We start from the raw sequence: 25,649 nt of genomic DNA on the forward strand, positions 1-25,649 counted from the left end.
GGATGCGTCCCCTCGATCCTCGGCTTCTCACCCATGCCTCCGCAGCCCGGTGGTTCCTCCTCGTCGGTGCGGTTCTGGGCCTGGCCCAGACCCTCACCATCGTCGCGTTCGCCTGGTTCCTGAGCCAGAGCATCACGCTCGCGGTCAGCGGCGAGTCGCTGGAGTCACTCAGCAGCACCGTCTCCGCGCTGGCCGCCGTGGTCATCCTGCGCGCCACACTGGTGTGGCTTCTCGAGGTCGCCGCCAGCCGGGGGGCCGCAGCCGTGAAGAGTCAGCTGCGCACCGCGGTTCTTCGCCGGCTGGCTGAGCGAGGACCGGACTGGCTGGCCGGCCAGCAATCCGCCAGGGTTGCGACAGTGGTCACGAGCGGATTGGACGCACTCGACAACTACTTCGCGAGGTACCTGCCCCAACTGCTGTTGACGGCCATCGCCACGCCGATCCTGGTGCTGGTGATGCTCTGGCAGGACCCGGCCAGCGGCATCACGGTGATCATCGTTCTCCCGCTCATCCCCGTGTTCATGATCCTGATCGGCCAGGCCACCCAGGTCGTGCAACGTCAGCAATGGGATGCCCTGCAACGGCTGTCGGCGGGTTTCCTCGATGTGGTCGGCGGTCTGGCCACCCTGAAGATCTTCGGTCGGGACCGCCGCCAAGCCGCCCGCCTGGGCAACCTCACCGACGAGTACCGGGGCCGCACCATGAAGGTGTTGCGGGTCTCGTTCCTCAGCGGATTCGCGCTGGAGCTCGCCGGCAGCCTCTCGGTGGCCCTGATCGCCGTGTCCATCGGACTGCGGCTCGTCGACGGGTCGTTGCTGCTGGGTGTGGGCCTGTTCGTGCTGCTGCTGGCGCCGGAAGCCTTCCTGCCGGTGCGACAGGTCGGCGCACAGTTCCACGCCGCGGCCGACGGCCTCGCCGCGGCCGAAGAAGTCTTCGCCATTCTGGAAGACGACGACCTCCCGGACCGTATGCCCCGGGTCGGTTCGGAAGGGACGGCCGGCGCGACTGTTCCCGCAACGCCCCACGACGTCGACAGCGTCGACACCCTCCGCTTCGACGCGGTGACCATCCGCCGCGGCGACGCCACGATTATCGACAGTCTCCGCGCTGACTTCGCCGCCGGGCAGCTCAGTGTGCTCAGCGGCCCGAGCGGCGTGGGCAAGTCCACCCTCATCGGTGCCCTTCAGGGCTTCATTCCGTACGACGGCCGGCTGTTCCTCGGCGCCAAGGCCGTGCTCCCCGACGACAGCCGGCATTGGCTCGCCTGGTCCGGGCAACGCGCCGGCCTATTTTCCGGCAGTATCTCGAGCAACGTCGCCCTCGGCGCAGACGTCACCGACGATGCCCTGGTCACCACCGCGCTGCGGTGGGCGGGCGCCGGCGATCTGGATCCCGCACTGCGCCTGGGTGTCAACGGGGCCGGACTGTCCGGCGGTCAATCCCAGCGGGTCGCCGCCGCGAGGGCCATCTACCGGTGCATCTCCCTGGACTGTCCGGTCCTCGTGCTCGACGAGCCGAGTTCGGCTCTCGACACGACCGCCGAGCAGGCCCTCATCGAGGGACTGCGCCGGTTGGCCGGCCAGGGCCGCATCGTCATCGTCGTGAGTCATCGCCCGGCCTTCGTGTCCGCCGCCGACCACGTCGTCCACCTGAACGAGGTCGCCCATGTCTGATCGACGTTCTCCCTTCGCGCTGGGTGTGTCCACGGCGACCCGGTCCGTGCTCAGACTCGCCCAACCGCCGGCACGCCGCAGCCTGCCCGGCCTCGCGGCCGGGGTGGGCAGCGCCGCCAGTGCGGTGGCGCTCCTGGCCTGCTCGGCGTGGCTCATCACCCGCGCCGCCGAAATGCCGCCGATCCTGTTCCTCGGCCTGGCCGTCGTCGGTGTACGCGCGTTCGCCCTGTCCCGCGCGGCGCTCCGCTATCTGGAGCGACTGCTCAGCCACGATGCGGCGTTCCGCCAGCTCGGAGAACTGCGGCTGGGCATCTTCGCCCGTCTGCTGCCCCTGGCCCCCGCCGGACTCGCCGGCACCAGGAGGGGCGACCTACTGACCCGGCTGGTGCGCGATGTCGACGACCTGCAGGACCTGCCGCTGCGGGTAGTGCAGCCCCTGGCGACCTCTGGCCTGGTGGCCGTTCTCAGCGTCGTCGGGGTCTGGTGGGTGCTGCCGTCGGCGGGGCTCACCCTGATGGTGTGCCTGATCGTGGCCGGCATCGTCGGCACCCTCGCGACAGCGGCGCTGTCGGCCCGCTCCGAGCGCGACCTGGCACCGCTTCGAGGTGCCCTGGCCGACGAGGTGCTCGAGGTCGTCGAGAACCTCGACGTGCTCACGGCCTTCGGCGCCCTCGAGACCCGACTGACCGAACTCGCAGCGGTGGAGAACAGGCTGCGGACGGCGTCGCTCCGCAGCTCAACGGGAGCCGGAGTGCAGGCCGCCGTGATCTCACTGTGCGCCGGCGCCGCGACCGTACTCGCACTCATTGCGGCAATCCCGGCCCTGGGCTCCGGCGGTGTGTCCGGCCCCGCCCTCGCCGTGGTCGTGCTGATTCCCATGGCAGTGTTCGAGGTCTTCGCCATGATCCCCCCGGCCATCAGTGCCTGGCGCCAGGTCCGCTCCAGTGCCGAGCGGGTGGCGACGGCGGTGCCCGAGACGATTCCAGCCGAAATCCCGTCGGATGTCGCCCTGCGAGAGGCATCAGAGCCGACCGCCGTCGTTCCTCAGACCGGCAACCCGCTCATTGAGCTCACGGCGCTGGGAGCCAGCTGGCCGGGAACAGATCATCCCGCGCTGGCCGGGGTGACGCTACGGCTGAACGCCGGCGACCGCGTCCACCTGGCGGGGGCCAGTGGAGCGGGCAAGACCACCCTCGCGCAGACCTTGGTGCGTTTCCTCGACTACACAGGGTCATACAGGGTCAACGGCGTCGAAGCCAGAGACCTGGCTCCGGCCGAGGTGCGGCGGATCGTGGGACTGTGCGAGCAACGACCGTGGCTGTTCGACGACACCGTACGGCAGAACCTGCTCTTCGCGCGGGACACCGCCACCGACGATGACCTTCTCGACGTGCTCGCCCGGGTCGGGCTCGCCGACTGGGTTCGCCGGCGCGGCGGCCTGGATGCCCGGGTGGGCGAGCGCGGGGCCCTCGTCTCCGGCGGCCAGGCCCAGCGGATAGCCCTGGCCAGGGCGCTGCTGGCCGACTTCCCGGTCCTCATCGTCGATGAGCCCACGGCCAACGTAGACACCGGACTCGGCGACACTCTCGTGCGGGACATCCTGTCGGCGGCGGCCGGCGCCGGCCGGGCCGTGTTGCTCATCTCGCACACCCCGGTTCCGGTCGGGCTGATCACGAGCACCTACACTCTCACGGCCGGATCCGGCCTGAAGCTGGACCCTACTCCGGGGGAAGCTCTCGTTCCATGAATCTGGCCTCCCGGCGCTTCAGCCAGCGCTTGACGAGGACCACAACCACGCCGAAGGCAGCGATCGCGCCGACGAACAGGTACCCCGCGAAGTGCAGCTGGTCTGAAATGCTGCGGTATCCCTCGGCCGCCGCGGCGCCGACGCTCACGTAGGCCACGGTCCAGAGCACACAGGCGGGCACCGTCCAGGTCAGGAAGGTGCGGTACCGCATGGTGCTCATGCCCACGGTGAGCGGGATGACCGAGTGCAGCACCGGCAGGAACCGCGAGAGGAATACGGCGATCCCGCCGCGCCGTGCCAGGTAGCGCTCCGCGGCCGCCCAGTTCTTCTCACCGATGCGCCGGCCGAGCCAGCTGAGCCGGATCCACGGGCCGAATCGGCGCCCCAGATAAAAACCGATGCTCTCACCGGCCAGTGCGCCCAGGATGACCGCCAGCACCAAGCCGACGTATTCGACGGGTCCCTCCACGGCCGTGCTCGCCACGATCACGATGGTGTCGCCAGGGACGACCAATCCGATCAGCACCGACGTCTCCAGGAGCATGCCCACGCCCGCCAGCAGGGTGCGCACGACGGGGTCGACGGAGCTCACGGCGTCCAGGATCCAGTTGAGTACGTCGTTCACCTCGCCAGCCTAAAGCGTGTGCCTGCGCGGGTGGTGTGCGCCCGTGCGTGCGGGCGTGGCTGGGGATCAGTCATCCCCTGAACTGGGTGCTGGACCCTGCAGAATGCGTGCACGACCATGGACCATGGCAACAAGGATGCGCGGCCCCCACCCTGGCGAAACCGTCAGGATGGTGCGCACCGCCGCCGCATCGTGATCCAGCGCCGAAGCGCCCTGCACCTGCTCTGGGCGATGCCCCTGGTTTTCGTGGTCAGCCTGCCCGCGCTCGCTATCGCCAGACTCAGCTGGTGCCCATGGGGCGGGTGCAGCAGCTGGCAGGGACCGTACCCCGCAGACACCGGCACGGCGATCACCGCCTGCATCGCTGCCGCCGTGGCCATGACCCTGGCTCTCGCACTTATCCCGTGGCTCAGGCCGCGTACCATCAGGATCGCCTTGGCTCTGCTGACCGGTGCCTGCTGGGGCCTCGTCATCGCGCTCATCGCCCACGAGCTGTAGACAGGGCCACGAGGACAGGCCTGCCCCTCCGGGAGTCATCTCCGCGGCTCTAGGCTGAGAGGATGCCGTCGACACCCAGCCTCCCGCAACCGGACGTCACCCAACGCCCGGCCCCGATGCTGCCCGACCCGGTGTTCTCCCGTCGGCTCCCGCACTGGATCGACCCGGCCGCGGCCTTCGATCTATTGCACCGCGAGGCCAGCCATGCCGTCTGGCTGGACGCCGGAACCGGCGCGACGGCAGGTGTGAGCTATCTGGCGGGCGCCCACGACGGCTCTCGTTTCGTCACCGCCTCGGCCCGGACCGGAACGGTAACGTGTTCCCGGCCGCTCGACGCCGCCACTGAGGCCCGTACGACGGCCGGCACCATCTTCGACTTCCTGCGTGCCGACCTGAACACAGTGCGCGCGACGTCGGCGGACGGGACCTCTCCGGACGAGGTCGGTTTCCGGCTCGGCTGGATGGGCTGGTTCGGCTACGGTCTGGCGGCGACCGCCGCCGGTCTCCGGGCGGGGGAGCAGGCCGGCGATGCTCCCGATGCCGCGCTGCTCTACGTCGACCGTGTCATCGCCTTCGACCACGCCGCCCGCACGGTCACCCTGCTCGCGAGCAGCGGACCCGACCTCTCCCCTGCCGCCATCGAGGAGTGGGCACTGCACATCTCTCGGGACCTCAGCTCTCGGAACCTCAGCTCTCGGGACGTCAGCAGCCGGCTGCCCGACTCCGCTCCGCAGGACACGCCGGCGCGACCGCTGCTGCATCTGGCATCCGCCACGGCCGTCGACGTGCGTTGGCGGCACGACGCCGGCGAGTACGCGCGCCTGATCGAGGCCTGCCAGGATCGCATCGAAGCCGGCGACGCCTATCAGCTCTGCCTCACCAACGAGGTCACCATCGCCGGCAGCTTCGACCCCGTCACGGTGTACCGGCAGCTGCGCGCGGGCAGTCCGAGTCACCACGGCGGCCTACTCAGGTTCGGCTCGCATGCGCTGTTGAGTGCCTCTCCGGAGGAATTCCTCTCCGTGACACCACGGGGTCGGGTGCAAACGCGTCCCATCAAGGGCACCAGGCCTCGATCTCCCGATCCGGTCACCGACCGGATGCTCGCCACCGAACTGCTCGCCAGCGACAAGGAGCGCGCCGAGAACCTGATGATCGTCGACCTGATGCGCAACGACCTCGGCCGGGTGGCCGCCCTCGGTACGGTCGCGGTGACGTCGTTGCTGCAGGTCGAGAGCTACCCGCACGTGCACCAGTTGGTCAGCACCGTCGTCGCCCAGCTGGCGCCGGGGATGACCGCGGTCGACGCCATCGAAGCCACCTTCCCGGCCGGGTCGATGACCGGGGCGCCCAAGGCCAGCGCCATGAGCATCCTCGCCGCGCTCGAAGGTGGCGACCGTGGCATCTACGCGGGGGCCTTCGGCTACCTCGGCAACGACGGCGCCGTCGATCTGGCCATGGTCATCCGCAGCATCGTGCTCGGCCCGGCGGGCGCCTCGATCGGAACCGGGGGAGGCATCACGGCGCTCTCGGTGCCCGCCGAGGAGATCGAGGAGACCCGGATCAAGGCCAGGGCCCTGATCGGCGCGATCCTGGCGTCCGCCGCGGCGCCGGACCCGGCGGATGGTCAGGGTTTAGTAACCTAGGAGCTTGGGCGTCGCCAACGGGGTACAGACCCGCTGTGCAGAACGCCACCTCACCACAATGAATGAGAGTCACGTGGCACACGAGCACGACACCATGTCCAACGGCCCCGAGGACGAAGACGGTTACGACTTCGCCGCCATCCAGGCGAAGTGGGCGCCGATCTGGGACGAGCTGGAGCCGTTCCGCACCAGCGACCCCGACGACACCCGGCCGCGCAAGTACGTGCTGGACATGTTCCCGTACCCGTCCGGCGACCTGCACATGGGCCACGCCGAGGTGTACGCGCTCGGCGACATCGTCGCCCGCTACTGGCGCCAGCAGGGTTTCAACGTGCTGCACCCGATCGGCTGGGACTCCTTCGGCCTGCCCGCCGAGAACGCCGCCATCAAGCGCGGCATCGACCCGCGCGGCTGGACCTACGACAACATCGCGCAGCAGAAGAAGAGCATGAAGCTCTACGCGGCATCCTTCGACTGGTCCCGCGAGCTGCACACCAGCGACCCCGAGTACTACAAGTGGAACCAGTGGCTGTTCCTGCAGCTGTACAAGAAGGGCCTGGCCTACCGCAAGGACAGCTGGGTCAACTGGGACCCGATCGACCAGACCGTGCTCGCCAACGAGCAGGTGCTCGCCGACGGCACCAGCGAACGCAGCGGCGCCGTCGTGGTGAAGAAGAAGCTCACCCAGTGGTACTTCAAGATCACCGACTACGCCGACCGCTTGCTCGATGACCTCAACCAGCTCGAGGGCACCTGGCCGGCCAAGGTCCTGAACATGCAGCGCAACTGGATCGGCCGCTCCATCGGCGCCGACGTCGACTTCACCATCGAAGGTCGCGCGGAGCCGGTCAGCGTCTTCACGACCCGCCCGGACACCCTCTTCGGTGCCACGTTCATGGTCGTCGCCCCCGACGCCGACCTGGCTGCCGACCTCGTCGCCGACGCCTCACCCGAGGTGCGCGAGCGCTTCGCGGCGTACCTGGTGCAGGTGCAGAACAGCACCGAGATCGAACGCCAGGCCACCGACCGGGAGAAGACCGGCGTCTTCCTCGAACGGTACGCGATCAACCCCGCCAACGGTGAGCGCCTGCCGATCTGGGCCGCGGACTATGTGTTGGCCGACTACGGTCACGGCGCCGTGATGTCGGTTCCGGCCCACGACCAGCGCGACCTCGACTTCGCCCTGCGCTTCGACCTTCCGGTACGCGTCGTCGTCGACACCACGGCGCCGGTCACCGGTGTCATCCCGGTGATCACCCCGGGGATGCTGGACGGCTCCGAAGAACTGCCGTCCCTCGACTCCGACGCCCTCGACCCCGCCCAGACCGGCGTCGCGCTCACCGGCGACGGCCGCCTGGTCAACTCCGGGGCCCTCAACGGCCTCACCAAGGCCAACGCCATCAAGCGGATGATCGACAAGCTCGTCGCCGACGGCACCGGGCGGGCGGCCAAGAACTACCGCCTGCGCGACTGGCTGATCTCCCGTCAGCGCTACTGGGGAACCCCGATCCCGATCATTCACGGCGAAGACGGCACCGAGATCCCGGTTCCTGAGGACCAGCTGCCGGTGTTGCTGCCGCCCACTGACGGCCTCGACCTCAAGCCCAAGGGCACCTCCCCGCTCGGCGGTGCCGCGGACTGGGTGAACGTCGTCAACCCCATCGACGGCACCCCGGCCAAGCGCGACGCCGACACCATGGACACCTTCGTGGACAGCTCCTGGTACTTCCTGCGCTTCCTCAACCCCACCGACGACACCAAGGCGTTCGACCCGAAGGAAGCCGACAAGTGGGCCCCCGTCGACCAGTACGTCGGAGGTGTCGAGCACGCCATCCTGCATCTGCTCTACGCCCGCTTCATCACCAAGGTGCTCTTCGACCTCGGCTACGTCACCTTCACCGAACCGTTCACGGCTCTGCTGAACCAGGGCATGGTCATCCTCGACGGTGCGAAGATGTCCAAGAGCAAGGGCAACCTGGTCTACTTCACCGAGGAGGTCGACAAGTACGGCGTCGACGCCGTCCGGTTGACCATGGCGTTCGCCGGCCCGCCCGAAGACGACATTGACTGGGCCGACGTGTCCCCGGTCGGTTCGGCGAAGTTCCTGGCCCGTGCCTGGCGCGTCGCGCGCGACGTCACCAGCGCCCCGGATGTGGAGTGGAAGACCGGGGACGTTGCCCTCCGCCGCGTCACCCACCGGTTCCTGGCCGACGCCCCTTCGCTGATCGAGTCGTTCAAATTCAACGTCGTCGTGGCGCGAATGATGGAGCTCGTCAACGCGACCCGCAAGGTGATCGATACCGGTGCCGGACCGGCCGATGCCGCCGTGCGCGAAGCCGCCGAGGTCACCGCGATGGCGTTGAACCTGTTCTCCCCGTACACGGCCGAAGACATGTGGGAGCGGCTCGGCTACGAACCGTGCGTCGCGCTAGCCCTGTGGCGGAAGCCCGACCGCAGCCTCCTGGTCGCCGAGTCGGTGACCGCGGTGGTGCAGGTCGACGGCAAGGTGCGCGACCGCCTCGAGGTTTCCCCGAAGATCAGCAGCGACGATCTCGAGGCCCTCGCCCGTGCGTCGGCAGCCACGATCCGTTCGATCGGCGACCGCGAGATCATCAAGGTGATCGTGCGGGCGCCCCGGATGGTGAGCATCGTCACCAAGCCCGCCGCTTAGGCCGCACGCCCCGCCTCCACAGTCGGGCCCGGCTCCGCCCCGCGCACAGGTTCCCCTCAGGGGCCGGTGCGCGGGGCGGAGCGCTGTAACCACCACTAACGTGGACCGGCTCTAAGACCCCGGCGCCCCGCGGGGGGTTCCTCCACAGGCTGGCCGGTAGTCGCCCCGACACAGATCCCCTCACGGAACCGGTGCGAGTGGCGGCGCTGTTTAGCCTGTCCGCATGGATTTTGACCCGTTCGCCAGTTTGACGCCGTCATCCCGCACGCGCTCTGGGGAGCCAGGGGCCCTGTCGGCCGGCCCCGGTCGCACCCGCATACGCGTCGGGGTGGGCGCGGCCATCGTCCTGTTGCTCGCGGCGCTGGGCATCAGCGTGACCGTGACCGCCATCGGGCAGGTCAGCCACAGCGTTGCGGTGCCGGCGAATCCGGGCGCGGACCCGCTGGTGGACGACGCGAGTGCGAGCCAGACAGCGGATCCACCCACCGGCGCGACCCCGGAAGCGCAGGCCGACCCGCGCGGCACCGGTGCGCCGACCGGCGAAGCGGAAGCACCCGGAGTGTTTGTGCACGTGCTGGGTGCCGTCGCGCATCCCGGCCTGTTCGAAGTGCACGAGGGTGCCAGGGTCATCGACGTGGTCGCCGCCGCTGGCGGTCTGCTCCCCACCGCAGACGAGGCCGGCCTCAATCTGGCTAGACTCGTCGCCGACGGCGAGCAGCTCTACGTTCCGGCGCACGGCGAGGTCGTGCCCGGTCCGCCTGCCGGGGCGCAGGCCGGAGGCGCCGGGACGCCCGGCGGCGCACCCGGCGCCGCGAACGGGGGTGCAGCGGCGAAGGTCAACCTCAACACGGCCACGTTGGAGGACCTCGACACGCTGCCTCGGATCGGCCCGGTGATGGCCCAGCGCATCCTCGACTACCGCGCGGCGGAGGGCAGATTCGCGAGCATCGACGATCTGCGCAACGTGACCGGGATCGGCGAGAAGACCTTCGCCGCGCTCACGGACCTGATCACCGTATGAACCAGGACGGCATGACCCGAAGCCGGAACAGCGTGGACCTGCGGCTGGTGCTGCCGGCCGCGGCATGTTGGTTGTCGGCCGGGCTGCTGGTGGCGACGACGACGGATGCAGCCCTCGTGGCCGGCCTGGCTGCGGCCGCCGCCGTCCTGCTGACCGTCGGTGCACTCGTGACCGGGTCGCGAGCACGTGGCGCGGGCTTCCTGGTGCAGCGCGTCCGCCCGGTACTGGCTACCGTGGCCGTGTGCTGCGTTGCGGCCGCATTGGCCGGGCTGTCCGTCGCGGTGCAGGCGCCGGTGCGGTTGCCCGAATCCGTTCGCGCTGTCGCAGCCGAACACGGCGAGGCCTCCGTGGTTCTCACGGTCTGGTCGGCGCCGGCGCAGAGCAGTCGGTCGGCCATCGGGGGTGGGGCGCAGATGCGGTTCCGGGCCACGCTCACCACCATCGGCGAGCCACCCGGTCAGGCGAGCACGGGGGAGGCTTCCCCAGCCGGGACCGGCCTCTCGGTGCCCGTCGTCGTATTCGCCCCGGCATCCGCTGAGACCCCCGCCATCGGCGAGGGGATCCGGATGACGGGCACTCTCGGCGCAACGGAGCCGGGTGACGCGGCCGCCGTCCTGATCTTCGGGCGAGCCCCACCGGAACCGGTTCACCCCGCGCCGTGGTGGCTGGCCTGGGCGAACGCCGTTCGCGAGGGGTTCGCGACAGCGTCCGCCGAGCTGCCCGGTGATGGAGCGGGCCTGCTGCCCGGGTTGGCGATCGGCGACACCACGGCGGTGGATGACAGCCTCGACCAGGACATGAAGACGAGCTCGCTCAGCCACCTCACCGCGGTGTCCGGAGCCAATTGCGCCATTGTGCTCGCCATCGTCCTGGTGGCAGCAGCCGCGCTGGGCCTCGGCCGGGGGTGGCGGCTGGTCTGCGGGCTGGTCGTGCTGGCCGGCTTCGTGGTGCTCGTCACTCCGGAACCGAGCGTGGTGAGGGCCGCGACCATGGCGACCATCGTTCTGCTCTCAGGTTCGCTCGGTCGGCCAGGGCGGGGGCTCCCTGCCCTGGCCATGGCCTCGCTGTGTCTGCTGATCTTCGATCCCTGGCTGGCCCGCAATTACGGCTTCGCGCTGTCGGTGCTGGCCACCCTCGGGCTGCTGGTGTTGGCGGGGCCGCTCAGCCGTCGGCTCAGACGCTGGCTTCCCACACCCGTCGCCGCGGTACTCTCGATCCCGATCGCCGCTCAGCTGGCCTGCCAGCCGGTGCTGGTCATGCTCAGTCCGACGCTCCCGGTGTACGGGGTGCCGGCGAACCTGCTCGCAGCCCCCGCCGCGCCGGTGGCCACCGTTGCCGGCCTGGTCGCCTGTCTGCTCCTGCCGTGGGCACCCGTTCTCGCGACCCCGCTGGTGTGGCTGGCCTGGCTGCCGGCCACCTGGATCGCCGCTGTCGCGACCACGACCGCCGGTATGCCTGCCAACAGCCTGCCCTGGCCGGGTGGACCGTTCGGAGTGGTCCTCATCGTGGCCTGTACCGTCGCCGTGCTGACTGTGCTTGCCGCCCGAGGCTCCGGCCGGGTGACAGTGCTGGTGCGGACCGTGAGCGGGACCTTGGTCTGCGTGGTCGCCGGGTGGGCGATCGGAGGCGCGGTCGGCTACGAGGCGGGCCGGGCCGCAGTCTTCCCCACGGCCTGGCAGATCGCCGCCTGCGACATCGGCCAGGGCGATGCCGTGCTCGTGCGTGACGGTGCGTCGGTCGCGCTCGTCGACGTGGGCCCGGACCCGGCGCTGCTGGCCGACTGCCTGGACACCCTCGGCATCGACAGGGTCGATCTTCTGGTCCTCACCCACTACGACCTGGACCACATCGGCGGTCTGGCCGCGGTGATCGGCCGGGTGGACACCGCACTGGTGGGCCGGCCGGAGACCAGCCAGGATGCGGCGCTGCTCGACCGGCTCGCTGCCGGCGGGGCCGACGTGCGCGAAACCGCCCGCGGCGACACCGGCGCCCTCGGCGCACTGACCTGGGAGATCCTGTGGCCGATCCGCGGCTCGACCCTCATGCAGACCGGGAACCCCGGTAGCGTCAGCATGGCGTTCGACGGCGGCGGCATCCGGTCGCTTTTCCTCGGCGACCTCGACGAAGAGGCGCAAAAGGGGCTTATGGCCGCCGGTCAGATCGGTGCCGTCGACGTGGTCAAGGTCGCCCATCACGGTTCTCGCGACCAGAGTGCCGCCCTCTACGCCGAGATCGAGGCGAGCATCGGAGTCGTATCGGTCGGTGCGGACAACGGCTACGGACACCCCACCAGGTCGGTGCTCGACATCCTCGGCGCGGCGGGAACCACCGTGCTGCGCACCGACCGGGACGGGATGGTGGTGGTCGCGCCCGGCACCGGTGCCCCGACGGCCCGCCGGGGACTCGTGGTCTGGACGGAGAAGGTCACAGGTGCCGGTTAGGCTGGGTTGGTAGCGAAGGGAGCCGCGTGGCCGCACGAACAACCGCACAGGCACGAACCGGCAAACCGGCCGCCAAGGCCGGCGCGGCGAAGATCCCGCAGCTCGCCTGGCATCAGGTGCGCCCGGCGCCCGTCGTGCTCGTCTCTGGTACCGAGACCTTCCTCGCCGAACGCGCCATCCGGTCGCTGCGGGACTTCCTCAAGCTGGAGGACCCCAGCCTCGAGGTCAGCGACATCCAGGCCGACAGCTACGCGCCCGGTGAGCTGCTCACCCTGGCCAGCCCCTCGCTGTTCGGCGAGCCGCGGCTGATCCGCGTGAGCAACGTCGAGAAGTGCAGCGACACCTTCCTCACCGAGGCCATCGATTACCTGCAGAACCCCGCAGACGACACCTACGTCGTGCTGCGCCACGGCGGCGGCGTGCGCGGCAAGAAGCTCCTGGACACCATCCGCAGCGGCGTGGGCGGCGCCGTGGAAGTGGTCTGCGCCGAGCTCAAGAAGGATTCGGACAAGCACGACTTCGCCACCGCCGAATTCCGCTCGGCGGGCAAAAGAGTCACCCCGAGCGCATTGCGGTCGCTGGTGGCCGCGTTCTCCGACGACCTGGCCGAGCTCTCCGCCGCCTGCCAGCAGCTCATCGCCGACACCGGAGCCGAGGTCACCGAGACCACGGTGGACCGCTATTACGGCGGCCGAGTCGAGACCAACGCGTTCAAGGTCGCCGATTCCGCCATCGCCGGGCGTCTCGGCGAGGCACTCGTCACCCTGCGGCACGCGCTGTCGTCAGGAGCCGACCCGGTCCCGATCGTCGCCGCGTTCGCCAGTAAGATCCGCACCATGGCGAAGCTGTTCGGCGTGCGCGGCGGGTCCGCCCAGCTGGCGGCCACCTACAGCCTGGCCCCCTGGCAGGTGGAGCGCGCCCAACGCGATATGCGCGGCTGGAGCGATGACGGTCTGGCCCGGTGCATCGTGATGCTCGCCGAGACCGACGCGGCCGTGAAGGGCGCCGGCAGAGACCCGATCTTCGCGCTCGAGCGGCTCGTCACGGTCATCGCCAAACGCGGCGAATGAGGGCGGCCGGTCACGGACCGGGCGGCCGAGGCCGACTCAAGGCTGGCCGGACACCGTGACCGAGGAGCGGTTCAGGTAGATCCACACCCCGTCGGTGAACTCGGGGTCGCCGCAGATATCCCCGCTCACCTTCACCGGCAAAATGGTTGAGGAGCCGGCCAGATCGGCCCGCGATGCCGTCGCGGCGAACGACGCCGGCAGGGACGGGCAGTATTCCAGCTGGACCCTGCCATACAGGTCGGTGAACTGCACCATGATCCGCTGGGTGGGCATCGGCAACAGTACCGTGAGCACCACCGCGAGAGCGGCCAGCGCGAGGCCGACGACGCCGAACACCGACCCGAGGATGGTCAGCCCCCGCCGAGGGGCTGCCGTGTGTGCTGCCGGGTGCGCTGCAGGCTGAGCTGCCGGCTGCGCGGCAGCTTCGGTGGCCGGCGGCGTTGCGGCGGGCGCAGTGATGGACGGTGCGGTGATGGACAGTGCGGCGGTGGACGGTGCCGTGTTGGGGGGCGCGGTGGGCAGCGAGGCCGCGAACAGGACGCAGGCCCCGGTCAACACGAGGATGAAACCGAGCAGCCCCGCGAACACCCAGGGGTTCAGGCCCTCGTATGCGGTGACTGCGGGGGCCGACCAGAGGCCGACGGCGATGACGGCGGCTGCCACGGCGAACGCGCCGCCGAGGAACCGGGCCTGATGGCGCCAGGCGGACGGTTTCACCGGGCCGGTCTGCTCGCTTGTCACGACGCCACCATAGCGTCGGCCGGGCACCTCGGAAAGGGCCGGCCGGATCCGGCGGCAACACAGAAAACCCCCGCCCAGGAGGGCGGGGGTGTGTCTGTACTTCTGAACTGCTGAAGAGCGGTGCTGCTTAGAGCGCGTTGACAGCCTTGGCGATAGCGGACTTCTTGTTCGCTGCCTGGTTCTGGTGGATGACGCCCTTGCTGACGGCCTTGTCGAGCTTCTTGGAAGCAACGGCGAGGCTGGCGACAGCCTTGTCCTTGTCACCAGCGGTGACGGCGAGGCGCGTGGCCCGGATGGCGGTCTTGAACTCGCTCTTGACCGCCTTGTTGCGCTCCTGCGACTTCTTGTTCGTGAGGATCCGCTTGATCTGCGACTTGATGTTTGCCACGTTTTATACGCTTTCGTTAGGTTCTTGTTCGGATGGGCCGCCCGGCGATAGAGGGCACCGTGCGGCGAAAATCGTGTGGGGTGGGACCCAACACGCAAGCCAACAGGCAACGATACCAGTTATCTGCCCGGCTGGCTGACCGAATCGGGGGAGCTCTGATCGAGATCGGCCTCGATCTCAGTGATGATGCGCCTGAGCACAGTATCAAACCGGTGCGGCCGATGCAGGCTGACCAGGTGGCCGGCCCCGGGAACCGTCACGAGGGTGCCTCGCTGCGCCGCCGCGAGGAACCGTCGTTGGTGCAGGCGGAAGTGATCGTACGCGCCGTTGACCAGCCAGACCGGTCCGGGGAACGCCCTGAGATCGGCTAGCGGCGACAACCGCCCCGTCGCCGCGAGGCCCGCGTCCATGACGTCCAGGCCTACGCCGCCGGCGAGCACATCCCGCACCCCGGCCGGCGGGAGCATCCGCCGGACCAGGAAGGTGTGCAGCCAGAGACCGCGGTCCGGGAACCTGTGGATGATCCGGGCGAGCCAGCGATAGGCGGCCAGTCCCGGCCCGCCCGGTTCGAACGACGACCCGGCGGCCACCAGGCCGAGCACCCGGTCCGGGTTCCTGGCCGCGTAGGCGATGGCGTAGTAGCCGCCGAGCGACAGTCCGACGAGCAGCACCGGCCCCTCGACGGCGTCCACCGCCCCATCGATGGCACCGAGCGCACCGTCGAGGGTGAACGGCTCGCCCAGGCGCGAGCCGTGGCCGGGCAGGTCCACGGCGACAACCGGATGTCCCGCCGCCGCCAGCCACTCCAGCTGGTGCCGCCACATGCTGGCCGAGGTGCGGATCCCGTGCACGAGCACGACGGGGACCCGGTAACCGGCGGTGGGCATCAGGCGCCCCGCAGGGTGCCCGACGCGCGGGCGCTGGCGACGGCGGAGGTCCGCGACCCGACGCCGAGCTTGCCGAAGATGTGCACAAGGTGCGACTTCACCGTCGCCTCGCTGAGGAACAGGTCCTGACCGATCTGCCGGTTGGAGCGGCCGGCCGCCACGAGGGTAAGCACCTCGACCTCGCGGGGGGAGAGCCGGCCCTCCGGAACGAGCGACCGATCGGCCAGCCGGGTCACGATGGCCGGAGCGAGTGCGCTCTGTCCCGCCGCCGCGGCCCGCACGGCGGCGACGAGTTCGGCGGGCGGCGCGTCCTTGAGCAGGTACCCGCTGGCGCCGGCCTCGATGGCACCGAGGATGTCGGCATCCGTGTCGTAATTGGTGAGGATCAGCACGTGCGGGGCGCCGGGTCGGGACCGGACCAACCGGGTGGCCTCCGCGCCCTGCATGGGGGTGCCCGGTGGGTCGGTATTGGGCAGCGCACCACCGAACTGCAGGTCCATCAGCACCACGTCGACCCGGCCGGAGGCGGCCAGGGCCACGGCTTCCTCCGCCGTGCCGGCCTCCAGCTCGACCTCAAGGTCCGGCTCGGCGCCGAGCATGGCGCGCAGTCCCGCCCGCACCACGGGGTGGTCGTCCGCGAGCAGCACCCGGATCATGCCAGCGCCTGACGAATCGGGAATCGCACCGCGACCGCGGTGCCCAGGTCCGGTGCGGACTCCAGGACGAAGGAGCCGCCGAGCGCTTCGACACGTTGCCGGATGGCGACCAGGCCGAACGAGTCCGGACTCTGAGCCGTGGCGTCCGTGAGGGTGAAACCGCGCCCGTCGTCGACGACGTCGAGGGCCACCTCATCGGTCATGTAGCTCAGGGTGACCTCCGCGCGGTTGGCGCCGGCGTGTTGGGCGACGTTGGCGAGCGAGCCCTGCGCGATCCGCAGCAGGGTCGTCTCCAGCGACATCGGCAGCGCGATCGGGTCACCCGTCACATGCAGGCTGACCCTGGTGGCATGGTCGCCGACCGGTGCGGTGCGCTCTGCCGACGAGGCGAGCCTGGCGAGTGCGCCCGGCAGGGTCTGGCTGTCCAGGGCCGGCGGGGTGAGCTCCCGGATGAACCGGCGGGTCTCCTGCAGATTGGCTGCCGCGGTATCCCTGGCCAGGCGCAGGTGCTCCAGGGCCGCCGGATCGGACACCCGGCCCTCGACGGCGTGCAACAGCATCTGGATGCTCGACAGCCCCTGCGCCACGGTGTCGTGGATCTCCCTGGCCAGGCGTTCCCTCTCGGCGAGGGTGCCCGCGTCACGTGCGGTGGCCGCCAGCTCGGTGCGGGTGGTGAGCAGATCTTCGTTCAGGTTCTGCCGTTCGGCGGCCTCGCGCAGCAGTGCCCGGTAGCCCAGGCCCACCGCCACCGCCACGCCCGCGCCCACCAGCGGGCCGAGGGTGGCGCCCAGGCTCAGGCCCACGTGGAAGCTCATCGCCCAGATCGTCAACAGCACGCTGAGCAGGACCAGGGGGATGCCGGCCCTGAGGGGCAGCACGTGCAGCTGCAGGAAGAACAGCGGGAAAACGATGAAGGCGGCATCCGGTGCCAGCAGGGTCAGTGCGAGCCACTCCACCAGCAGCACGGCCATCCAGACCGGCACGACCCATCGCCACGGCCGCCGCCGGGCCAGCTCGCTGCCGCCGACATAGCTGGCCAGGAAGAGCAGCGACAGGCTCACCACGGCGACGGGGTTCGGCACCGCCCCCAACAGGGTCCGCACGATGACCAGCCCGGTCAGCCCGATGATCAGAACGTGCAGGCCGATCCGCAGGCCGGAGAACACCGGGGTGAGCGCTGAGTGCGGAAGACCCTCGCCGATGCTGGCGGGCGGCATGGGATCCCGGCGGAGCGGGGAGGTGCGGAGTGCGAGGCTGGACATGGTGCGCCCAGCCTAATCAGGACCGCTGGTTCCGTCATCCGTCGAATGGATGACCGACTGCCACCCGGGCAGGTCACACCGATGCTGCGGGGCATGGGAGAATTGGGCCATCATGTCACCGAGAGCTCTCAAGGCGCTGGAACCGGCCGCCACCGCCCCCGCGTTCATCCGTAACTTCTGCATCATCGCGCACATCGACCACGGCAAGTCCACGCTGGCCGACCGGATGCTTCAGATCACCGGCGTCGTCGACGACCGTTCCATGCGTGCCCAGTACCTGGACCGGATGGACATCGAACGCGAACGCGGCATCACCATCAAGAGCCAGGCGGTGCGGATGCCGTGGGAGATGGACGGTCAGACCTACGCGCTGAACATGATCGACACCCCCGGCCACGTCGACTTCACCTACGAGGTCTCCCGCAGCCTGGCGGCCTGCGAGGGCGCCATCCTGCTCGTCGACGCCGCCCAGGGCATCGAAGCCCAGACCCTGGCCAACCTCTACCTGGCGCTCGAGAACGACCTCACCATCATCCCGGTGCTCAACAAGATCGACCTGCCGGCCGCCGACCCCGACAAGTACGCCAAGGAGCTCGCCAGCCTCATCGGCGGCAGCCCCGACGACGTGCTTCGGGTCTCCGGCAAGACCGGCGTCGGCGTGTCCGAACTGCTCGACCGGGCCACCTCGCTGATCCCCGCCCCCGTCGGCGACGCGAACGCGCCGGCCCGCGCCATGATCTTCGACTCCGTCTACGACAGCTATCGCGGCGTCGTCACCTACGTGCGCATGATCGACGGGCACCTCAGCCCGCGCGAGAAGATCCAGATGATGTCGACCCGCGCCACCCACGACATCCTCGAGATCGGCGTCACCAGCCCGGAACCCACCCCCAGCAAGGGCCTGGGCGTCGGAGAGGTCGGCTACCTGATCACCGGCGTGAAGGACGTGCGCCAGTCCAAGGTCGGCGACACCGTCACCACCGCGATGAAGCCCGCCACCGAGGCGCTACCCGGCTACACCGAACCCAAGCCGATGGTGTTCTCCGGCCTGTACCCGATCGACGGCAGCGACTACCCGGCGCTGCGCGAAGCGCTCGACAAGCTCAAGCTCTCGGATGCGTCGCTGGTCTACGAGCCCGAAACCTCCGTCGCCCTCGGCTTCGGCTTCCGGTGTGGCTTCCTCGGCCTGCTGCACCTGGAGATCATCACCGAGCGCATCGACCGGGAGTTCAACCTCGACCTGATCACCACCGCGCCCAGCGTGATCTACGAGGTCACCACCGACGACAAGAAGACCGTCACGGTCACCAACCCGAGCGAGTTCCCCAACGGCAAGATCGCTGTCGTCGAGGAACCCATCGTCAAGGCAGCGATCCTCGCGCCCAAGGACTACGTCGGCGTGATCATGGAACTCTGCCAGGGTCGCCGCGGCACCCTGCTCGGCATGGAGTACCTCGGTGAGGACCGGGTCGAGATCCGGTACACGATGCCGTTGGGCGAGATCGTGTTCGACTTCTTCGACCAGCTCAAGAGCAAGACCGCCGGCTACGCGTCCCTCGACTACGAGCCCATCGGCTCGCAGGAGGCCGATCTGGTCAAGGTCGACATCCTGCTGCAGGGCGAACAGGTCGACGCCTTCAGCGCCATCGTTCACCGCGACAAGGCCTACGACTACGGCGTGCTGATGACCGGACGGCTCCGGAAGCTCATCCCGCGCCAGCAGTTCGACGTGCCCATCCAGGCCGCCATCGGAGCCCGCATCATCGCCCGCGAATCGATCAGCGCCATCCGCAAGGACGTCCTCGCCAAGTGTTACGGCGGCGACATCTCCCGCAAGCGCAAGCTGCTGGAGAAGCAGAAGGAAGGCAAGAAGCGCATGAAGATGGTCGGCAGGGTCGAGGTTCCGCAGGAGGCTTTCATCGCCGCGCTCTCCGGCGACGAGCCGGCCAAGAAGGAAAAGAAGTAACGATCATGCGCCGCTCGACCTTCACCGACGCCGCCGTGACCTACGCCGCCATCGGCGGCACCCTGGCCCCCGACCTGATGCGCTACCCGCCCAAGGGCCACCGCCCGCTGGAGCGTACGGTGCGCCTGGGCAGCGGCGAGGAACGGTTCCGGGTGGCCACGACGGCGTTGATGACCTGGGGCATCCAGCGCGGCAGCGGCATCGACGTCACCGACCTCGACGCCGGCACCGGCGTGCAGTACACCGGCATCGTCTTCACCGAGAACGGCACCCCGGCGCCCAACCAGGAACACCCGGTGAACGAGGCCACCTTCGCCGAGGACGGCACCGCGTTCATCAGCAACGGGATGACCGCCAAGCTGGCCATCCCCACCGGCCCGTTCACCGTCGCCGCACCGGTGCGCGTCGTCTACGTTATCGACGAGGCCGACAAGATCGGCTTCGCCTACGGAACCATGCGCGGCCACCCGCAGACCGGCGAGGAATGCTTCATCGTCGACCGTCGCGCTGACGACTCCGTCTGGCTCACCATCCGCTCCTTCTCGCGTCCCAGCACCTGGTACTACACGCTGGCCTGGCCCATCCTGCGCGTCCAGCAGGAGCGCTACACCCGCAAGTACCTGCGCGCCCTGCACCCCGTCGGACGAGGCTGACCGGATGGCTGGACCGCACCCGGTCGGCGACCCCGCACCACTGGATGGCCTCATCCCGGCTTCGGCCGCGCTCGGCGCCTCGACCCGCGACTTCGGGGTCTACCTGCACGTACCGTTCTGCAAGGTGCGCTGTGGCTACTGCGACTTCAACACCTACACCGCCACGGAACTGCGCGGGGTGAAGCAGAGCGACTACGCCAGCCAGGCGGTCCTCGAGGTGGAGTCCGCCGCCCGCATCCTGGCCGAATCCGGTGTGCCGGCCCGGCCCGCCGCGACGGTCTTCTTCGGCGGCGGCACCCCCACGCTGCTGCCCGCAGACCATCTGGTGCGGATGCTGCATGCCGTGCGCGACACCTTCGGCATCGTGCCGGGCGCCGAGATCACCACCGAGGCCAACCCGGACTCCGTCGACCTGGCCTATCTCCGCCAGCTCAAGCAGGCCGGTTTCACCCGGGTGTCCTTCGGCATGCAGTCCGCGGTACCGCGGGTCCTGGCCACCCTCGAGAGAACGCATGATCCCGAACGGGTCCCGCTCGTGGTGGCCTGGGCGCGCGAGGCGGGCCTGGACGTGAGCCTCGACCTGATCTACGGCACACCGGGGGAGACCATCGAGGATTGGCGGGCCAGCCTGGACGCGGCCATCGGCCAGCAGCCCGACCACATCAGCGCCTATTCGCTCATCGTCGAGGACGGTACCAAGCTGGCCAGGCAGATCCGCCGGGGCGAGCTCGTCCAGCCCGACGAAGACCTGCAGGCCGACTTCTACGAACTCGCGGATGCGCGTCTGGCCGAGGCCGGTTACGGATGGTACGAGGTCAGCAACTGGTCCCGGGGAACCGAACACCGGTCCCGGCACAACCTGTCCTACTGGCGCAGCGCCGACTGGTGGGGCATCGGCCCCGGCGCGCACAGCCACGTGGGTGGGGTGCGTTGGTGGAACGTCAAGCATCCGGCGGCGTACGCCGACCGCATTCTGGCCGGCCACTCACCGGCCGCCGGACGGGAAACCCTGGACGAGGCCACCCGCGAAACCGAACGGGTGCTGCTGCTCACGCGCATCCGTGAGGGAATCCCGGTGGCGACGTTGTCGACGCTCGGCCGCCGAGAGGTCGCCGGTCTGATCGCCGACGAGCTCATCGACGCTCGCGCGGCCATCGGCGGCAACATCGAACTGACCCTCACCGGTCGGCTGCTCGCCGACGCCGTGGTGCGCCGACTGCTTTCCGACTAGTGAGGCCCGGTTCTTACGATCAGCTGACGAACTTGATCGTCAGCGGGTAGGTGTACCACTCGCCCTTGTTCGCGGCGATCGCGGCCATGATGCTGAAGACGATGCTGAGGATCCAGGCGGCGGCCAGGATCAGGAAGCCGACGAGGATGACGGTGAGAATCGATCCGACCAGGTAGGCGATGGCCAGGGTGATCTGGAAGTTCAGGGCCGTCGCGGCGTGTGCGCGGATGAACGGACCGCGGTCCTTGAGCACGATGTAACCGATCAGGGCGGGCAGGAAGCCGAAGAGGATTCCGCCGATGTGGATCAGGGTCGCCCACAGCTTCTCGTCGGCCGGGCTCAGCTGGCTGGGTGCCTGGTACGGGTTGGCGGGGGGAGGCGTTGCCTCAGACATTAAATCTCCTTCGTGGGCGCTCGGGGGAGCGAGGATGGTGCTGGTCGAGCTGTCACCAGAATAGCGCCGGTCTCGGGCGCCCGCAGTGAGAAAACTAGCTGATCGGGCGCTAGTTGATCAGGCGCAGCGCGAACGGGTAGCGATACGGGCGGCCGTCTCGGGCGCTGACAAAACCGAGTACCGAGAAGATCGCGCCGATCAGCCAGAGCACCCAGGTGAGCGAGCCGAGCCCGGCCAGCAGGCCGAAGGTGAGAAGTGCCAGGACGGTGCTGAGCACGCTGATGGCGAGATAGCCGATCAACAGCGTGATCTGGAAGTTGAGCGCCTCCTTGGCCTCGCCGGCGGTGAATCGCCCGCGCTCCTTGAAGACCAGCCAGATGATCAGGGCCGGCAGGAACGAGAGGATGCCGCCCAGGTGCGCCAGGGACGCCCACAGCTTGTCCTGCTCCGGAGTCAGCGCAGCAGCGGTGCCCGACCCTGTCGGTTGTCCAGGCCCATTGGGATAGCTCATGACGATGCCCTTCGACGTGCAAGTGGATTCAGCGATGGAGAACAGCGGTGGATACCGCCACGGAGATACGTGTGCCACCACGGTACTGCGCGAATTCGTCCGTGAGCAACGGGTATCCCAGACGCCCGCGTTATGATTGGCAGTCATACGAAGAGAGTGCCAGCCGTCGGCGGCACAAACGGGAGAGGGAGGCGAGCGTCCAGTGGTATCAGACCGCAGCCTCGAAGTCCTTCGGGTCATCGTGCAGGACTACGTGGCCTCCCGCGAACCGGTCGGGTCCAAGTCGATCGTCGACCGGCACGCTTTCGGCGTCTCGGCCGCCACGATCCGCAATGACATGGCCCTGCTCGAAGAGGAAGAACTCATCGTCGCGCCGCACACGTCGTCGGGGCGCATCCCCACCGACAAGGGCTACCGACTGTTCGTGGATCACCTGGCCGACCTGCGTCCACTCACGGGCGTCCAACGGCAGGCCATCGAGGTCTTCCTCGGCCAGTCCGCCGATCTCGACGAAGTGCTCGCCCGCAGTGTCCGCCTGCTCTCCCAGCTCACCCACCAGGTGGCCCTGGTGCAATACCCCTCGTTGTCGCGGGCCACGGTGCGCCACATCGAGCTCGTGCCGCTCAGCGACACCCGGGTGCTCTCGGTGCTGATCACCGACTCCGGCAGGGTGGAGCAACGGGTCGTTGAACTGCCGCGCCCGATCGAGGAAGCCGCCCTGGCTGAGCTGCGCTCCAGGCTGAACGCCGTCGTCGGCGGCCTCGGCATGGCGGCCGCCGCCACGGCCCTGAGCGGCCCGACCGGTCTGGGATCGCCGGAGCAGACCGAGCTCGTCGATCTCATCACCGGCACCCTGCGCGATCAGGTCGGAGCGAACCGGCAGGACCGCCTGGTCATGGCCGGAGCCGCGAACCTCGTGCGCACCGAGGAAGACTTCACCGGGAGCATCTATCCGGTTCTCGAGGCCATCGAGGAGCAGGTGGTGCTGTTGCGCCTGTTCGGCGAAATGGCCACAGACCAGCACGGCGTGTCGGTGAGCATCGGCCGGGAGAACGCACCGTTCGGGCTCGGCGAGACCTCCGTGCTCACCAGCGGCTATACCTCCCGCGGCGACGCCGCCCGCCTGGGTGTGCTCGGCCCGACCCGGATGGACTACTCCAACAACATGGCGGCCGTGCGCGCCGTCGCCCGGTACCTCTCCCGACTGCTCGGCGAGAACTAGCCGCCCCACACCTATCTCGACCCGACTTCCCCACCCCAGAACCCCAAGGAGAGCCAGCTTTGGCTGACCACTACGAAGCACTCGGCGTCGCCCGCGACGCCAGCACCGACGAAATCAAGAAGGCGTACCGCAAGCTCGCCCGCCAGCTGCACCCCGACGTGAACCCCGGCGCCGAGGCGTCAGAACGGTTCAAGACCGTCACGCACGCGTACGACGTCCTCAGCGACCCCAAGCAGCGCCAGAACTACGACCGCGGCGGCTCCGGCAACGGCCAGGGCGGCGGCTTCGACGCCGGCAACTTCGGCGACATCTTCGAGACCTTCTTCGGCGGTGGCGGCGGCGGCAGCCGTGGTCCCCGTTCCCGGCGTGAACGCGGCCAGGATGCCCTCATCCGCGTCGAACTCGACCTGGACGAGGTCATCTTCGGCACCCACCGCGACATCGAGGTGGACACGGCGATCGTCTGTGCCACCTGTTCGGGCACCTGCTGCCAGCCGGGTACCTCCCCGGTCACCTGCGACATCTGCCACGGCACCGGCAGCATCCAGCGCGCCGTGCGTTCGCTGCTCGGCAATGTGATGACCTCCAGCCCCTGCGGCTCCTGCCGCGGCTACGGAACCATCATCGCCACCCCGTGCGTCACCTGCCAGGGCCAGGGCCGCGTGCGTGCCCGCCGCACCGTGCCGGTCGACATCCCCGCCGGCGTGGACACGGGCCTGCGCCTGCAGATGCCCGGCAGCGGCGAGGCCGGGCCGGCCGGTGGCCCGAACGGTGACCTGTACCTGGAGATGAAGGTGCGCCACCACGACGTCTTCAGCCGCGACGGTGACGACCTGCTCTGCACCCTCGAGGTGCCGATGACCGACGCGATCCTCGGAGCGACGGCCACGGTGAAGGCCCTCGACGGTGACATCGAAGTGGAACTGCGCCCCGGCGTACAGGCCGGCGAGATCCTCACGGTCAAGGACCGCGGCGTCACGAGGCTCCGCGGCAACGGCCGCGGTGACCTGCGGGTCGGCGTGCAGGTGCTCACCCCCACCAAGCTCGACCACAAGGAGCGGGAACTGATCGAGGCCTTCGCCGCCAGGCACAAGGTTCCGGCGCCCGCCCTCAGCCAGTTCCAGCAGGGCCTGTTCGCGAAGCTCCGCGACAGGTTCCTCGGCTAGGACCACGTTCGATGGCGCACTTCTTCCTGTCAGAGACCCTCGGCGCCTCCGCCGACGGCTCGCCAACCGCGGACCCCGCGGTCGGGGCCACGGTGAGCATTACCGGGGCTGAGGCCAAGCACGCCGTCACCGTCAGCCGGGTGCGCCCCGGCGAGACCCTGCTGCTCGGTAACGGCGCCGGCCTGGTGCTCGGCGTCACGGTCCTGTCGGCCGCGCCGGCCGAGCTCACGGCGCGGGTGGACACCGTGACTCGGACGCCGCCGGCCGTGCCGCGCATCCTGCTCGTACAGGCCCTGGCCAAGGGTGACCGCGACGAACTCGCCGTGCAGGCCGCCACCGAACTCGGCGTCGACGGGGTCATCCCGTGGGCCGCCGCCCGGTCGGTGGCCCGCTGGGAGGGCGTCAAGATCGCCAAGGGGCAGGCGCGCTGGTCCGCCATCGTGCGGGAGGCCAGCAAGCAGTCCATCCGGCCGTGGCTGCCCGACGTGCTGCCGCTGACCAGTACCAAGCAGCTGGCCCAGCTCGCTGGGACCAGCCGGATGCTGTTGCTCGAGCCGACCGCCGAGCTCAGATTGACCGCGATCGCCGTGCCCACCGACGACCGGGATATCGTGCTCGTCGTCGGGCCGGAGGGCGGCATCGCCCCGAGTGAACTGGACATCCTCGAGCAGGCCGGCGCCAGCCGGGTGCGCCTGGGCGATACCGTGCTGCGCACCTCGACGGCCGGCCCCGCCGCGGTCGCCATCCTGAACGCAACCCTCGGGCGCTGGTAGGAGCGCTTAAGATAGAACCATGGCTTCCTCCGGTGCAGAACCCACGATCTTCAGCCGCATTATCGCGCGCGAAATTCCCGCGACCATCGTCGCGGAAACCGATGACATCATCGCGTTCAACGACATCGCCCCGCAGGCGCCCGTGCACGTCGTGGTGACCACGAAGTCGCAGCAGTACCGCAACGTCGGTGAACTCGCCGCGGGGGACCCGGCGCTGTTGGCCGAGCTGATCGCCGTGGCCGGCCGGGTGGCCGACGAACACTGCGCCGGCGAGTACCGCCTGGTCTTCAACACCGGAGCCTCGGCCGGTCAAACCGTCTTCCACGTGCACGCGCACGTCCTCGGTGGCGCTCTTGAGGAGGGCACGCTTGCTGCCCTCTGACGCCGAAACTCCCGACGGCGGTGCG

Annotated in this window: 23 protein-coding genes; 15 read left to right on the plus strand and 8 right to left on the minus strand. The window is 69.4% G+C overall.

What is annotated here, in order from left to right:
- The first annotated feature begins 2 nt into the window (after positions 1-2).
- Positions 3-1,673, plus strand: a complete 1,671-nt coding sequence (cydD, locus tag E3O60_RS03010; RefSeq protein WP_134409417.1) for a thiol reductant ABC exporter subunit CydD — start codon at positions 3-5, stop codon at positions 1,671-1,673.
- Complete coding sequence (cydC, locus tag E3O60_RS03015; protein WP_134409416.1) at positions 1,666-3,420, plus strand: thiol reductant ABC exporter subunit CydC; 1,755 nt, start codon at positions 1,666-1,668, stop codon at positions 3,418-3,420. Before cydD ends, cydC begins: the two co-directional genes overlap by 8 nt.
- Here cydC and E3O60_RS03020 read toward each other — a convergent pair.
- Positions 3,392-4,045 carry a DedA family protein gene (locus E3O60_RS03020; protein ID WP_088456090.1) on the minus strand — a complete coding sequence of 218 codons (654 nt, stop codon included), beginning with the start codon at positions 4,043-4,045 and terminating at the stop codon, positions 3,392-3,394. The two genes, cydC and E3O60_RS03020, sit on opposite strands and share 29 nt — an antisense overlap.
- Before the next feature lie 117 nt (positions 4,046-4,162).
- Here E3O60_RS03020 and E3O60_RS03025 point away from each other — a divergent pair, with 117 nt between their 5' ends.
- The 6 genes from E3O60_RS03025 to holA all read left to right on the plus strand — a co-directional run bounded on the left by E3O60_RS03025 (position 4,163) and on the right by holA (position 13,392).
- Entirely contained in the window at positions 4,163-4,543 is a 381-nt protein-coding gene (locus E3O60_RS03025) for a hypothetical protein (RefSeq protein WP_134409415.1), read from the plus strand.
- A 62-nt stretch (positions 4,544-4,605) separates the two neighbouring features.
- Positions 4,606-6,189: an anthranilate synthase component I family protein gene (locus E3O60_RS03030; protein ID WP_241980332.1), complete on the plus strand. Its 1,584-nt coding sequence runs from the start codon at positions 4,606-4,608 to the stop codon at positions 6,187-6,189.
- A 94-nt stretch (positions 6,190-6,283) separates the two neighbouring features.
- Positions 6,284-8,860: a leucine--tRNA ligase gene (leuS, locus tag E3O60_RS03035; RefSeq protein WP_134409423.1), complete on the plus strand. Its 2,577-nt coding sequence runs from the start codon at positions 6,284-6,286 to the stop codon at positions 8,858-8,860.
- Between the two features lie 223 nt (positions 8,861-9,083).
- Positions 9,084-9,881, plus strand: a complete 798-nt coding sequence (locus E3O60_RS03040) for a helix-hairpin-helix domain-containing protein (protein WP_088456092.1) — start codon at positions 9,084-9,086, stop codon at positions 9,879-9,881.
- Between the two features lie 11 nt (positions 9,882-9,892).
- A complete protein-coding gene (locus tag E3O60_RS03045) occupies positions 9,893-12,322 on the plus strand; it encodes a ComEC/Rec2 family competence protein (RefSeq protein ID WP_166788913.1) in 2,430 nt (809 codons plus the stop codon).
- A gap of 26 nt (positions 12,323-12,348) precedes the next feature.
- Entirely contained in the window at positions 12,349-13,392 is a 1,044-nt protein-coding gene (gene holA / locus E3O60_RS03050) for a DNA polymerase III subunit delta (RefSeq protein ID WP_134409413.1), read from the plus strand.
- 36 nt (positions 13,393-13,428) lie between these two features.
- On the opposite strand, the gene E3O60_RS03055 is transcribed toward holA, so the two are convergent.
- The 5 genes from E3O60_RS03055 to E3O60_RS03075 form a co-directional block, all read right to left on the minus strand.
- Positions 13,429-14,133 carry a hypothetical protein gene (locus E3O60_RS03055; protein ID WP_088456095.1) on the minus strand — a complete coding sequence of 235 codons (705 nt, stop codon included), beginning with the start codon at positions 14,131-14,133 and terminating at the stop codon, positions 13,429-13,431.
- 127 nt (positions 14,134-14,260) lie between these two features.
- Positions 14,261-14,521 carry a 30S ribosomal protein S20 gene (gene rpsT / locus E3O60_RS03060; RefSeq protein WP_088456096.1) on the minus strand — a complete coding sequence of 87 codons (261 nt, stop codon included), beginning with the start codon at positions 14,519-14,521 and terminating at the stop codon, positions 14,261-14,263.
- A 119-nt stretch (positions 14,522-14,640) separates the two neighbouring features.
- Positions 14,641-15,408 carry an alpha/beta fold hydrolase gene (locus E3O60_RS03065; RefSeq protein ID WP_088456097.1) on the minus strand — a complete coding sequence of 256 codons (768 nt, stop codon included), beginning with the start codon at positions 15,406-15,408 and terminating at the stop codon, positions 14,641-14,643.
- On the minus strand, positions 15,408-16,064 hold the full coding sequence (locus tag E3O60_RS03070) for a response regulator transcription factor (protein ID WP_134497098.1): 657 nt from the start codon (positions 16,062-16,064) through the stop codon (positions 15,408-15,410). Before E3O60_RS03070 ends, E3O60_RS03065 begins: the two co-directional genes overlap by 1 nt.
- On the minus strand, positions 16,061-17,326 hold the full coding sequence (locus E3O60_RS03075) for a sensor histidine kinase (RefSeq protein WP_241993195.1): 1,266 nt from the start codon (positions 17,324-17,326) through the stop codon (positions 16,061-16,063). The genes E3O60_RS03070 and E3O60_RS03075 overlap by 4 nt, the downstream gene beginning before the upstream one ends.
- Positions 17,327-17,438: 112 nt before the next feature.
- Here E3O60_RS03075 and lepA point away from each other — a divergent pair, with 112 nt between their 5' ends.
- The 3 genes from lepA to hemW are packed head-to-tail and all read left to right on the plus strand — an operon-like array spanning position 17,439 to position 21,176.
- On the plus strand, positions 17,439-19,292 hold the full coding sequence (lepA, locus tag E3O60_RS03080; protein ID WP_088456099.1) for a translation elongation factor 4: 1,854 nt from the start codon (positions 17,439-17,441) through the stop codon (positions 19,290-19,292).
- 5 nt (positions 19,293-19,297) lie between these two features.
- A complete protein-coding gene (locus E3O60_RS03085) occupies positions 19,298-19,945 on the plus strand; it encodes a DUF1990 family protein (protein WP_134409410.1) in 648 nt (215 codons plus the stop codon).
- A 4-nt stretch (positions 19,946-19,949) separates the two neighbouring features.
- On the plus strand, positions 19,950-21,176 hold the full coding sequence (gene hemW, locus E3O60_RS03090; RefSeq protein ID WP_134409409.1) for a radical SAM family heme chaperone HemW: 1,227 nt from the start codon (positions 19,950-19,952) through the stop codon (positions 21,174-21,176).
- Between the two features lie 19 nt (positions 21,177-21,195).
- Here the strand turns inward: hemW and E3O60_RS03095 are convergent, their stop codons facing one another.
- Positions 21,196-21,570, minus strand: coding sequence for a DUF4870 domain-containing protein (locus E3O60_RS03095; protein ID WP_088456102.1), 375 nt, complete (start codon positions 21,568-21,570; stop codon positions 21,196-21,198).
- 109 nt (positions 21,571-21,679) lie between these two features.
- Positions 21,680-22,081 carry a DUF4870 domain-containing protein gene (locus tag E3O60_RS03100; protein WP_088456103.1) on the minus strand — a complete coding sequence of 134 codons (402 nt, stop codon included), beginning with the start codon at positions 22,079-22,081 and terminating at the stop codon, positions 21,680-21,682.
- A 202-nt stretch (positions 22,082-22,283) separates the two neighbouring features.
- On the opposite strand from E3O60_RS03100, the gene hrcA reads away from it, so the two are divergent.
- The 4 genes from hrcA to E3O60_RS03120 are packed head-to-tail and all read left to right on the plus strand — an operon-like array spanning position 22,284 to position 25,624.
- Positions 22,284-23,303 (plus strand): heat-inducible transcriptional repressor HrcA, encoded by a 1,020-nt coding sequence (hrcA, locus tag E3O60_RS03105; protein ID WP_088456104.1) that lies wholly within the window; start codon positions 22,284-22,286, stop codon positions 23,301-23,303.
- A 59-nt stretch (positions 23,304-23,362) separates the two neighbouring features.
- Positions 23,363-24,469: a molecular chaperone DnaJ gene (dnaJ, locus tag E3O60_RS03110; protein ID WP_088456105.1), complete on the plus strand. Its 1,107-nt coding sequence runs from the start codon at positions 23,363-23,365 to the stop codon at positions 24,467-24,469.
- Positions 24,470-24,480: 11 nt separating this feature from the next.
- Positions 24,481-25,242, plus strand: coding sequence for a 16S rRNA (uracil(1498)-N(3))-methyltransferase (locus E3O60_RS03115; protein ID WP_088456106.1), 762 nt, complete (start codon positions 24,481-24,483; stop codon positions 25,240-25,242).
- Between the two features lie 19 nt (positions 25,243-25,261).
- Positions 25,262-25,624 (plus strand): HIT domain-containing protein, encoded by a 363-nt coding sequence (locus tag E3O60_RS03120; RefSeq protein WP_134497100.1) that lies wholly within the window; start codon positions 25,262-25,264, stop codon positions 25,622-25,624.
- Positions 25,625-25,649: the final 25 nt, after the last annotated feature.

It is taken from the genome of Cryobacterium sp. TMB1-7, from assembly GCF_004402435.1.
Classification (GTDB): Bacteria; Actinomycetota; Actinomycetes; order Actinomycetales; family Microbacteriaceae; genus Cryobacterium; species Cryobacterium zongtaii.